General features: G+C 62.2%; 5 protein-coding genes. 2 read left to right on the top strand and 3 right to left on the bottom strand.

Translation table 11 applies throughout. The features are described 5' to 3' along the window. Positions 1-142 precede the first annotated feature (142 nt). Together WMO66_RS02195 and fumC are read left to right on the top strand one after the other, a co-directional pair. A complete protein-coding gene (locus WMO66_RS02195; RefSeq protein WP_349134772.1) occupies positions 143-8,827 on the top strand; it encodes an S-layer homology domain-containing protein in 8,685 nt (2,894 codons plus the stop codon). 158 nt (positions 8,828-8,985) lie between these two features. Beyond that, positions 8,986-10,362: a class II fumarate hydratase gene (gene fumC, locus WMO66_RS02190; protein WP_349134771.1), complete on the top strand. Its 1,377-nt coding sequence runs from the start codon at positions 8,986-8,988 to the stop codon at positions 10,360-10,362. 52 nt (positions 10,363-10,414) lie between these two features. On the opposite strand, the gene WMO66_RS02185 is transcribed toward fumC, so the two are convergent. Genes WMO66_RS02185 through WMO66_RS02175 form a run of 3 tightly spaced genes read right to left on the bottom strand, consistent with a single transcriptional unit; the run spans position 10,415 to position 13,030 of the window. Further along, on the bottom strand, positions 10,415-12,061 hold the full coding sequence (locus WMO66_RS02185; RefSeq protein ID WP_349134773.1) for a polysaccharide deacetylase family protein: 1,647 nt from the start codon (positions 12,059-12,061) through the stop codon (positions 10,415-10,417). Continuing rightward, a complete protein-coding gene (locus WMO66_RS02180) occupies positions 12,000-12,629 on the bottom strand; it encodes a hypothetical protein (protein ID WP_349134770.1) in 630 nt (209 codons plus the stop codon). Before WMO66_RS02180 ends, WMO66_RS02185 begins: the two co-directional genes overlap by 62 nt. A gap of 41 nt (positions 12,630-12,670) precedes the next feature. Further along, the gene (locus tag WMO66_RS02175; protein WP_349134769.1) at positions 12,671-13,030 is read right to left on the bottom strand and encodes a type II toxin-antitoxin system PemK/MazF family toxin; all 360 of its coding nucleotides are present in this window, start codon (positions 13,028-13,030) and stop codon (positions 12,671-12,673) included. Between the last annotated feature and the right edge of the window lie 189 nt (positions 13,031-13,219).

Below are 13,219 nucleotides of genomic sequence, written 5' to 3'. Positions count from 1 at the left end.
GGCATGCCGCATCCGTAAGGCGGCAGAGCCGCCAACGGCTGCGCAATACTCCAAACTTTCCGAACCGATGGATCGGCGAAAAAGCTCCGGCATCCGCCGCAGAGGATCGATCAGTGGGTTCCCCAAAAGAAAGGAAAGCAGCATGAAAAGAATCCTGAGCATCCTGCTGGTGCTTGCTATGCTTCTGTCGATGATCCCTGCGGTCTTCGCGGCGGACTGCGACATCACGGTAAGTACCCCGGCGCCCGATCCCGTCAAGGTCGGTGCGCTGTACCAGCTCCCGCTCGGAACGGTGTTCACCGACCCGAACGGGCACGCTCTCAGCTTCGCGCTGAAGGCGGATTACGGCGATAAGGTCTATATCAAGGACAATACGCTGCAGTTCACCTCTGCCGAGGCAGGGGAATTCCGCATCGGCATTACCGCTACCTGCACGGGCGGCGGCAGCACCGAAGTCACCGTTCCCATCACGGTCGAGGCCGTGGAGGACGGCGACAAGAACCAGTACGGCTATGACGAGACCGACCAGGCCTCCGTCACCGTCTATGTGACCATCTCGAGCGACGGCGCACCGATCATCGGCAAGGACGACGGCGGCACCATCCTGTCGCATCTGGAGGTCAAGGTCCCGTACTTCCCCCTGTCCCTGTACGGTCTGGACGATTTTAACCGTTACCACACGGAGAACGGCTCCGGAAGCTATACGGACAACGAGATCGTGCAGCGCCCGACGCTCCTGCACCTCTACATCTATATGCTCGAGCGCTACTACCTCGGCGTGGCCGAGAAGGACTGCGGCAAGGGCACATCCGGCCTGCTGGAATTCACCGGCAGCGGCGAAGGCGTGAATGACATGCTCGGCGGCTCCTATGAGGATACGCTGAATGCGCTGCTCATCTCCGGCAGCGCCACGTCCATGTACATGCAGAACTTCTGGGGCCATGACGAGAACCTCATGTACTACCGCAACCACGTCTATCCCCTGATGTCTGCGGGCTGGGGATCCACGGCAGACTACATTCTGCTGTCCGACAACGACACGATCGATCTGGCCATGTTCTCCAACTGGAGCTTCTGGACCTACGGCGCATTCGCCCGCTTTGACAAGGACGACTACACCGCCAAGGTCGGTGAAAAGATCACATTCGAAACGCAGAAGTATGACACCAAGTCCGTGTCCGACGGCGGCACGGAGTCCTTTGAGCCGATCACCGGTCTCAATGTGAAGCTCTACAATGAAAACTGGGAACAGCAGCAGGAGCTTACGAGCGAAGGCAGCAGCTACACGCTCGACACGGCCTCGCTGAAGGCCGGTACCTATTACCTGCTGGGCTATGACCCGAACTACGGCACGGAGGACGCCTGCTACGCCCCCGCAACGGCAAAGATCGTCCTCTCCAGCGGCGATGCACAGCCCTGTCAGTGGAATGAAGGCGTCATCACGACGGAGCCCACCTGCACGACGGCCGGTGTCAAGACGTTCTCCTGCAGCGTGCACGGCGAGACCCGCACGGAAGAGCTTCCGGCCCTCGGCCACACCTTCGGCGCAGACGGTGCCTGCATCCGCTGCGGTGAAAAGGACCCCGCGATCCCCACGCAGGACGAAAGCGGCGTCTACGGCATCGCCAGCGAGAAGCAGCTGCAGTGGTTCGCAGCGAAGGTCAACGGCGGCGACACCGCCATCAGCGGCAAGCTGACTGCCAATATCGAGCTGACCGAAGCGTGGACCCCGATGGGCTCCCAGAAGCAGCCGTTCACCGGCAGCTTTGACGGCGACGGCCACAGCATCACCGGCATGAGCATCACCTTCGATTCCAATGACAAATCTGTCGGCGCTCCGTACCTCGGCCTCTTCGGCTATGTCAAGGGCACGGCCGACAAGAAGGCGGAGATCAAGAACCTGATGCTCTCCGGCAAGCTGGACATCACCGAAAACTACCGCAACTCCTTCGCTTACTCCGGCGGCCTCGTTGGCGGTGCGGAATATGTTTCCTTCACCGATATCACGACGAACGTCACAATCACCGCGAAGAAGGGCTCCGCCCCCTATCCGTGGAGCTATGTCGGCGGCTTTGCCGGTATCGTGAAGAATGCAGACTTCCTGCGCTGCGTCAACAACGGCGCCGTGACCACGGACGGCGACTATGTCTCCGGCTTCGCGGCCAAGAGCGAGACGACGACCTACACCTCCTGCGTGAACAATGGCGCGATCACCGGCCGCACGAAGATCGGCGGCTTTGGCGGCGCCGTAAAGTCCACGAAGACGGTCGACTCCTACAACACCGGCACGATCGGCCTTGCAGCCTACAACGGCAGCAATCAGGGCATCGGCGGTCTATTTGGCGAGATGGGCTACGGCTCGACGCTTACGCGCTGCTATAACACCGGTGCCGTCACCGGCGACTGCTATGTCGGCGGTCTCGTCGGCTCGGTCGGCAGCGGCTCCGACGCCGCGAACGGCCCGAGCTACATCGTCGACAGCTACAACTCCGGCGCGATCACCGGCCACAGCGACAAGAGCTACTGCGGCATCGGCGGTCTGGTCGGCAAGCTCGACGCCAGCTCCTCGAGAACCTATGAGCAGAGCTACGTTCACAACTGCTACAATGTCGGCACCGTGACCGACCTTGGTCTGAAGACGATCAACGCCGGTGCGGCGATCGGTCTGATGCACGCGGATTATTCCACGGACAGCTACCTCGAAGTGGAAAACGTCTACTACCTCGCCTGCGGCCTCGAAGGTCTCGGCAAGATGAACTATTCCACAATGCACGATCCGTCCGTCTTCGCAGAGATGACGGCAGAGGCCATGAAGGCCTCCGACTTCGTCACGAAGCTCGGCGCTTCCTTCAAGGCTGACGGCACCTGCATGCAGAAGGTCAACAGCGGCTACCCCGTCCTCACCTGGCAGCAGCTGGGCGAAGGCCAGAGCGAGCACACGTTTAAAGTGACCGCAACGGTCGACGCGACCTGCACCGAGGCCGGTTCCAAGACCTACACCTGCACGGCCTGCGGCGAGACGAAGGCGGAAGAGATTCCGGCTCTCGGCCACAATGTCGGCGAAGGCGGCATCTGCAGCCGCTGCGGTGAGAAGATCGCCTACCTGTCCGCGCTCCGCCTGACCGCCTACAACGCCTCCGGCGACTATGTCTTTACGCCGGAATTCGACGGTAAGACGGCCGAATATCAGGTCGCCATCCCCGATGCAGACGGCTTCAGCGCCTTCCTGTGGGCCACGCTGTCCGAAAATGCCCCGGAAGGCTCCACCATCAAGGCCGAGTGGACGAATCTGTATAACGGCAAGACCCAGTCCACGGCCATTACGTCCGGCAAGACCTCCGGCCAGAGCCTCGCAAACTTCAGCCGCGATGCCAAGCCGAACACCGTCACCCTGACGGTCGGCGTTGACGGCAATACGCAGACCTACACGCTCACCTCGTTCCGCACTACGACCCTGTCTGCCCTGAACGTGACCGGCGCGCGCATGAACGAGACGTTCTCGCACCGCACGGCGGAATACACCATCGACACGACGGCAGATTCCATCACGCTCAGCGCCATACCGTATCAGGACGGCTACACCGTGACCTACAACGGCGCGGAGTCCGGCGAATGGACCCTGCAGGACGGCGAGAACGTCATGACCGTCGTCGTCTCCAACGCAGACGGCCTGTCGACCTCCTACACCGTCAAGGCAACGAAGCACGCCATCTGCAAGGTGCGTGCAGAGCTTGACCCGGAGAACGCCCTGCTGGTCATGTATGACTCGTTCAACACCAGCATCTATCCGGATGAAAACGGCGACTATGCCCTGATGGACGGCGCGGCCTACACCTATGTCGCAACGGCAAAGGGCTATGTCGGCAAGTCGGGCAGCCTGACTGCCAGCGCGGCCGAGCCAGTGCTCAAGATCACGCTGACCGCAGCCGAAGAGAACACGACCCTTGTCAAGGATCTCCCCGCCGAATGGCCTAACTTCCGCAACGGCAGCAATCACCTTGGCATCACGAACGCCCCCACGCCCTACACGAGTGAGGACAGTGAGCTGCTGTGGGCTGCGAAGTACGGCACAGGCTGGGCGGCCGCTCCCGGCTCCCCCATTCTGGTGGACGGTGACCTCATCACCTACACCGGCAGCACCATCAAGCGCCTCGACGTCAACACCGGCAAGGTGCTCGCAGAGGGCACGATGGCAGGTACCTCCAGCTTCTCCATCAACCCGGCAACCTATGCCGACGGCATGATCTTTGTCGGCCTGTCCGGCGGCAAGATCCAGGCCTTCAACGCCAAGACGCTCGAATCCCTGTGGATCTACACCGATCCGCTCGGCGGCCAGCCCAATACCTCCCCGACGTACCACGACGGCTACATCTATGTCGGCTTCTGGAACGGCGAGAGCAAGCCCGGCAACTTCGTTGCCATCTCCGTGACGGATGAGGACCCGATGAAGACGGATGAAGCCAAGCTCGCCTCCTGGTCCTATGCCTGCGTCGGCGGCTTCTACTGGGCAGGCGCTTATGTGACGGATAACCTCTGCATCGTCGGCACGGACGACGGCTCCGGCGAGGGTGACTATATCAACACCTCCGCCCTGCTGGTCTTCGACCGCCTGACAGGCAAGCTGCTCGACTCCCACTACGGCTGCAAGGGTGATATCCGCTCCAACGTTTCCCACGACCCGGATTCTGACCGCGTGTTCTTCACGTCCAAGGGCGGCTACATCTACAATGCCGCCATCGACTGGGAAACCGGCAAGATCACGGACTTCAAGTCTCTGGCGCTCAAGGACGCCGAGGGCTACACCAGTGAGGAAAAGCCCGGTGCCATCATGTCCACTTGCACGCCGTCCGTCTACAACGGGCGCATCTACCTCGGCGTTTCCGGCAGCAAGGGCCAGTTCTCCCAGAACGGCGGCCACTGCATCGAGGTCATTGATCTGGATACTGCAACTGGCGAAATGAGCTATGCCTATTCCTACGGCATCGTCGGCTATCCGCAGACCTCGGCCATGGTCTCCACGGCCTATGTCGACAAGGACTTCGACGGCGACGGCGCGGGCGACGGCTATGTCTTCATCTACCTCCCCTACAACTATACCCCCGGCGGCATTTCCGTCCTGATGGATCGCCCGGGCCAGACCGAGCCGAAGACGGCCACGGATTCCGGCTACAGCGAGATCTTCACGCCGCAGGCTCCGCTGGCACAGTACTGTATCTGCTCCACCATCGCAGACAGCACCGGCACGATCTACTACAAGAACGACTCCTGCTACATGATGGCCATCACCTCGAAGATTCTGTCCATTGAGGTCACGGAAAACCCGGAGAAGATGACCTATAAGGCCGGCGAGACGTTCGATGCCTCCGGCATGAAGGTCGTTGCCAAGCTGGCCAACGGTCTCGAGCGGGATATCACGAACTATGTGACCTGGCAGGAAGGCCCGATCGAACAGGGTCAGACCTCCATCATCCTCTCTTACACCTACGGCTTCGACAGCGCCAACTACGGCCTGAAGACGAAGACGGCCAAGCTCGAGCTCGACGTCCTGCCCAGCCAGGATGAAGACGGTGTCTACCTCATCGGCAACGCCAGCCAGCTGCTCTGGTTCGCGAGTAAGGTCAACAGCGGTGAGACCGGCATCAGCGGCAAGCTGACGGCCAACATCGACCTGACGAGCGTTGAAAGCTGGACCCCGATCGGCTCCCTGAAGCAGCCGTTCACCGGCAGCTTCGACGGCGACGGCCACAGCATCACCGGCATGAGCATCACCTTCGATTCCGATGACAAGTCAATCGGCGCTCCGTACCTCGGCCTCTTCGGCTATGTCAAGGGCACGGCCGACAAGAAGGCAGAGATCAAGAATCTGACGCTCACCGGCACGCTCTCCATCACGGAGAACTATCGCAACTCCTATGCCTATTCCGGCGGCCTCGTCGGCGCTGCGGAATACGTCTCCTTTACGGACGTCACAACGGACGTCACCGTCACGGCCAAGCAGGGCACGGCTCCCTATCCCTGGAGCTATGTCGGCGGCTTTGCCGGTACGGTGAAGAACGCAGACTTCCTGCGCTGCGTGAACAACGGCAGCGTAACCTCCGACGGCGACTACGTCTCCGGCTTCGTGCCCAAGAGTGAGACGACAACCTACACCGCCTGCGCGAACAACGGTGCGATCACCGGCCGCACAAAGATCGGTGGTCTCGGCGCTGAGGTCAAATCCACGAAGGTCGTTGACTCCTGCAACACCGGCGCCATCGGCCTCATTGCCTACGGCACGGGCAAGCAGGCCATCGGTGGCCTGTTCGCAGAGATCCGCTATGGTTCCTCCATCACCCGCTCCTACAACAGCGGCGCCGTCACCGGCGACTGCTATGTCGGCGGCCTCGTCGGCTCGGTCGGCAGCAGCTCCGATGCCACGAATGGCCCGAGCTACATCGTCGACAGCTACAACTCCGGCGCGATCACCGGCCACAGCGACAAGAACTACTGCGGCATCGGCGGCCTCGTCGGCAAGCTCGACGCCAGCTCCTCGAGAGTCTATGAGCAGAGCTACGTTCACAACTGCTACAACGCCGGCACCGTGACCGACCTCGGTCTGAAGACAGCCGGTAACCCCGGCGCTGCCATCGGCGTCATGCACGCGGACTACTCCGAGGGCAGCTACCTTGAAGTGAAAGACGTCTACTACCGCGCCTGCGGCCTCGAAGGTCTCGGCAAGATGAACTATTCCACGATGCATGATCCGTCCGTCTTCGTAGAGATGTCGGCTGAGGCCATGAAAGCCTCTGGCTTCGTCACGAAGCTCGGCGCTTCCTTCAAGGCTGACGGCACCTGCATGCAGAAGGTCAACGGCGGCTATCCCATTCTGGTCTGGCAGAAGCTGGCCGAGGGCCAGAGCGAGCATACGCTCGGAGTGACGACGGTCGTCGCCCCGACCTGCACGGAGCAGGGCTACACGGTCTACACCTGCACCGCCTGCGGCGAGACCGTCAAGGCCGACTTTGTCCCGGCCAACGGCCACAGCTACGAGGAATCGGTCGTTGCCCCGACCTGCGAGAAGGACGGCTACACGAACCACGTCTGCTCCGTCTGCGGCGACAGCTACCGCGACAACTATGTTGACGCTGCCGGTCATCAGTACACGCTCACCGTGACTGCCCCGACCTGCACTGCCGCCGGTTATACCACGCATCTGTGCAGCGTCTGCGGCCACAGCTACGTTGATTCCATTGTTCCGGCTACCGGCCACAGCTATGAGGATACCGTCACTGCGCCGACCTGCACCGCCGCCGGTTACACCACGCACACCTGCTCCGTCTGCGGCGACAGCTACATCGATTCTGTCGTCCCGGCCACCGGCCATGACTATGTCTGGCAGATCACCCGCGTGCCGACCTGCACGGCAGAGGGCGTGAAGACCTTCACCTGCTCGCACTGCGGTGACAGCTATGACGTTGCTCTGGCAAAGGCGGACCACACCTATGAAGCCGTTGTGACGGCTCCGACCTGCACGAACAACGGTTACACCACACATACCTGCTCCGTCTGCGGCGACAGCTACGTCGATTCCATCGTCCCGGCCACCGGCCACAGCTACGATGCCGTCGTGACTGCCCCGACCTGCACGAATGCCGGTTATACCACGCACACCTGCTCCGTCTGCGGCGACAGCTACGTCGATTCCATCGTCCCGGCCACCGGCCACAGCTATGAAGCCGTCGTGACTGCCCCGACCTGCGACAAGATGGGCTACACCACCTACACCTGCTCCGTCTGCGGTGACAGCTATGTCGGCAGCTACACCGATGCGCTCGAACACACCTACACAGCCGTCGTCACGAAGGAACCGACCTGTACCGAGGAAGGCGTGAAGACCTTCACCTGCAGCGAGTGCGGCAAGTCCTACACCGAGGCCATCCCGACGGTCGCGCACAGCTACGAAGCCGTTGTGACCGCCCCGACCTGCGACAAGATGGGCTACACCACCTACACCTGCTCCGTCTGCGGCGACAGCTATGTTGCGGACTATGTGGACGCTGTCGGCCATGACTGCGAGACGGAGACCGTCCCGGCCACCTGCCTCGGCTACGGCTTTGTCCGCGAGTCCTGCAAGCACTGCGACTACAGCGTCATCACGGAGATCACCGCCCCTCTCGGCCATGATTATCAGGCCGTCGTCACCGAGCCGACGCTGGACGAGGCGGGCTACACGACCCACACCTGCAGCCGCTGCGGCGACAGCTATGTGGACAGCGAGACCCCGGCCCTCGGCCACAAGTGCGCTGCCTACACCGACATCCCGACGGATTGGGCGAAGGAAGGCATCTGCTTCGTGATCGAGAACGGCCTCATGGTCGGCACGACCTCTACGACGTTTGCACCGAAGGACACCCTGACGCGCGCCATGCTCGTCACTGTGCTCTACCGCATGGCGGGCAGCCCGGCTGTCGACGCTCCGTCCGGCTTTGCGGATGTGGATGACGGCCAGTGGTACTCCGATGCGATCGCCTGGGCCGCCGCAAACGGCATCGTCAACGGCGTCGGCGGCAACAAGTTCGCCCCGTCCGAGCCGGTCACCCGCGAGCAGCTGGCTGCGATCTTCTTCCGCTATGCCAAGGCCGAAGCGCCCGAGGCGGACGTGCTGAGCGGCTATCCCGATGCCGAAAGCGTCAGCACCTACGCCAGAGACGCCATGGCATGGGCCGTTTCCACGGGCCTCGTTACCGGCTCGAAGGAAGCGGACGGCACCTATCTTGCCCCGCAGGGCCTTGCGGCCCGCGAGCAGGCGGCTGCCATCCTCATGCGCTACGTCAAGGCAAACGCATAACCTGACCGTTTCACCCCCCTTCCCGCGCCCCGCAGCCCGAAAAGCTGCGGGGCGCATTTTATCCGATATTCTCCTGCGCACTTGACACGGCGCGGCGGGGATGATATGGTATCGGCAGAAAAAATGCGGGCACACGGCCCGCTTCTGAGGTGAAGGATATGGAATATCGCATGGAGCACGACTCCATGGGCGACGTCCGCGTGCCTGCGGACCGCTATTGGGGCGCGCAGACGCAGCGCAGCTTTGAAAACTTCCCGATCGGGCAGGGCCGCGAGCCCATGCCGCCGGAGATCATCCACGCATTCGGCATCCTGAAAAAGGCGGCCGCCATAACGAACGCCCGCCTGTGCCCTGCCGCCATGACGGCAGAAAAATGCAGCGCCATCTGCGCCGCAGCCGATGAAATTATCTCCGGAAAGCTGGCAGACCACTTTCCGCTTGTCGTCTGGCAGACCGGCTCCGGCACGCAGACGAACATGAACGCAAACGAGGTCATCGCGAACCGCGGCAACGAGCTGGCGGGCAGGCGGCTGCTGCACCCGAATGATGACGTCAACCGCTCGCAGTCCTCGAACGACACGTTCCCCACAGCCCTGCATATCGCGGCCGTCTGCGCGCTCGAGGACGGCGCCCTGCCCGCGCTGGCGGAGCTGATCGACTCTCTCAAGCGCCTCGAGGCCGAAAATGAGGGCGTCATCAAGGCCGGACGCACCCACCTGCAGGATGCCACGCCCATTTCGTTCCCGCAGGAGATCTCCGGCTGGCGCAGCAGCCTCGAGCGCGATGCGGAGCTGATCCGGCTGGCGCTTCCGCCGCTGCGGGAGCTTGCGCTGGGCGGCACGGCCGTCGGCACGGGGCTGAACGCCCCCGCAGGCTTTGCCGAAGAGGTCGCTGCGGAGATCAGCCGCCTGACGGGCAAGGACTTCCGCAGCGCCCCGAACAAGTTCCACGCCCTCACCTCCCGCGACGAGCTGGTCTTCGCCCACGGCGCGCTGCAGGCGCTGGCAGGCGACCTGATGAAGCTGGCAAACGATATCCGCTGGCTCGGCTCCGGCCCACGCAACGGTCTCGGTGAGCTGTTCCTGCCGGAGAACGAGCCCGGTTCGTCCATCATGCCCGGCAAGGTCAACCCGACGCAGTGCGAGGCGCTGACGATGATCGCCGTGCAGGTCATGGCGAACGGAGCCGGGATCGGCTTTGCGGCCTCGCAGGGCAATTTCGAGCTGAACGTCTTCCTGCCCGTTCTGGCGCACGAATTCCTGCAGTCCGCGCGGCTGCTGGCCGAGGGCATGCGCTCGTTCCGCCTGCGCTGCGCCGACGGCATCCGCGCCAACCGCGAGAAAATGGCGGAAAATCTCCGCCGCTCCCTCATGCTCGTCACGGCGCTCAGCCCCACGATCGGCTATGAAGCGGCTGCCGAGACTGCAAAGCTCGCCCACCGGGAGGACCTGACGCTCCGCGAGGCATGCCTGCGCCTTGGCTGCCTGACCGGCGAGCAGTTCGACGCTCTGTTCCATCCCGAAGAGATGGTCTAAAGCACAATAATGCCCCTGCCACGCCGAAAGCATGGCAGGGGCACTTTGTGTTTCAGTGCAGATGGTCGTAGATGCGGAGCATGACCGTCGCAGCCTCGGCGCGCGTGGTCGTGCGCTGCGGGAAGAAGCGGTTGTTCTCCGCGCCGCGGATAAGGCCGAGGGCCGTCATGCGCGCGACGCTGTCTCGCGCCCAGACGGAAATGGACGCCGTGTCGGCAAAGCTCAGCTTTCCGGTGTGGAGCGTCTCGCCGCGCTGCTGCATAAGGCGGTCGAGAATGACGCACATCTCCTCGCGCGTGATGAGCGCCTCGGGGCGATAGGAGCCATCCTCATAGCCGCGGATCAGATTTTTCCGCAGGGCCCAGCTCATCGCTGCCGTGTACCATTGGCCGCCCTTCACGTCGGAAAAGCCCGCTGCGCTGTCCGGGAGGCTCTCGCCGACGGCACGCGCCAGCATCGTAACGAACATGGCGCGGTTCAGGCCTCCATCCGGTTCATACGCAAAGTCTCCCACGCCTTTAAGAAGATCCAGAGAGACTGCCCGGTCAATGCTTTCGAAATACCAGGAATTTGTGGGCACGTCGCGAAAGAGATGGCCGGACTTGCTCAGATAGAGCGTGTACGTCTGGCCACATCCCTCCTTTGCAAACACGCGATAGCGCAGAATTCCGGTAAAAAATTCCAAACCGGAGGAAGGGTAAACCGCCGAGCGCTCCGTCGGAGCAGAGCCGTCGAGCGTGTAGCGCAGCTCGGAATTCGGATTCGGATTGGAGATCATAACCTTGCCGTTCAGAGCCCTGACTGTCGGCTCCTTCAGCGTAATGCCGCGCACCTGGACCGAGGTCTCAGCGCTGGCACTGCCATTCAGATTAAAGGCGGCCACAGCGCGAAGGGTCTGGCCTGCCTTTGCCTCAATGGGACCGGAATAAACCCGGCCGGAGGCCAGCGGCGAGGAGCCGTCGAGCGTATAGTAGATCACTGCGCCCTTGTCGGCCGTGATGGTGACCTTTCCGCCCGCCTCCGTGACGGTCGGTGCATTTACGGGGCCGAGATCCGTTCCGGTCGGCTTGCAGGAGCTGTAGGTGTGGCCCTTCTCCAGCGAGACGCCGCGGCGGCGGAACAGCTCGTTCACCGTAACAAATTCATAGCCCTTGGCCTGCAGCTTGTCAATGGCCATCAGGACGCCGTCCACCGTGGTGGAGTGGATGTCGTGCGCCAGCACGATCGCGCCGTCATGTGCTCCGTTGACGATGTTCGTGCAGACGGTGTCTGCATTGCGGTACTTCCAGTCCAGCGGATCGACGGACCAGAGAATGGCCGGATTGTCCAGCAGCGACAGCACGCGGGAATTATAATCGCCGTAGGGCGGGCGCACAAGATAATGCGTGCCATAGCCCGTGATGCGGTTGAGAATATCGGCCGTATGGCTGATCTGCCACCTCACCTGCGAGTCCGTCTTTTTGCTCAGCTGCGGGTGATCGTATGTATGCGAGGCGATCTGATGGCCGGCATCGCGGACGAGGCCCGCCGTCACATCGTAGTTTTCGGCCTGCTGACCGAGCATGAAGAACGTCGCCTTGACGCCGCGCTTTGCCAGCCCCTCGAGCAGGCGGCGCGTATAGGGTCCGGGGCCGTCGTCAAATGTCAGGGCGATCAGCTTGCCGCCCTTCGAGCGGGTCTCCGTCTCCGGGACGGCCATCGCCGTCGCCGGGAGCAGCGTCAGAAGGCACGCTGCCAGCAAAAGGATCGCTAAAATTCTGTGCTTCATCGGTACTTCCTCCGTTTTCTGTCATTTCTATGGAGGGCATGCATCCCGCCGCATCGAGCCGGAACACCAGCCGCGCCCGGCCCATAAGCTCCTGCTCCGCCGCCTGCGGCAGCCATTGCGGCAGCTGCTGTGCCTCCTCTGGCAGCAGGGCAAGCGCATAGCCGTCCTCCAGCTGCTTGAGCAGGCCGTTGCGGATGGGAACGCCGTCCGCCTCGCCGCACCACGGGAGCCACGCGCCGCGCGGCATGGCAGCCGCCGCAGCGGCCGTCAGCCCGTCCGGAAAATGCGACACCGGGATGCAGGCCTGCAGCTCTGCGCCCTCACGGCGCGGATACGGAATGCCGAGATACTCCACTCTCCATTTAGATATGACGTAAATGCGGCGCAGTTGTTCCGCATGCTTGGAAATTTTGCAGATAAAAATATAGAACAGCCCATCCTGCTGCGCCGTTACGGTACCGATCTGCTCGCCCTGCTCCCAAACGCTCAATTCCATCATCAAAAATCCCTCCCGCACAGCCTATGCGGGAGGGTGGCGCATCATTCCGTTTCGCCCTTCGGCAGGCCAAAGCTGACCGCAATGGCGTTGTCGACCTGATTCATCATGGCCGCATCGAGCCTGCCCATGTGCTCGCGCAGGCGGCGCTTGTCAATGGTGCGGATCTGCTCGAGCAGCACGACAGAGTCCTTCGTCAGGCCGACGTTCCGGCCGGTCAGCTCAATGTGCGTCGGCAGCTTTGCCTTGTTCATCTGGCTCGTGATCGCCGCCGCAATCACCGTGGGAGAATGCCGGTTGCCCATGTCGTTCTGCACGATGAGCACGGGCCGCGTGCCCCCCTGCTCACTGCCGACGACCGGACTGAGATCGGCATAGAAAATATCGCCACGCTTGACAGTCATATCCATTTCCGTTTCACGCTCCGAGAAAAATATCACCCGTTACACAGATTGCTTTCAGGAAGCTCTGCTTAGATCAGCAAGAGTGGATGGCGAGAGATTTTTTGGCAAGTCAAGGTATGGAAAACGCAGGAATACTTTGTGTACCCGCAAGGGGCATGCCGCATCCGTAAGGCGGCAAAGCCGCCAACG

This window comes from Faecousia intestinalis, from assembly GCF_040096185.1.
Lineage (GTDB): Bacteria > Bacillota > Clostridia > Oscillospirales > Oscillospiraceae > JAZOXB01.
This window is presented reverse-complemented; position numbering and strand designations above follow the sequence as displayed.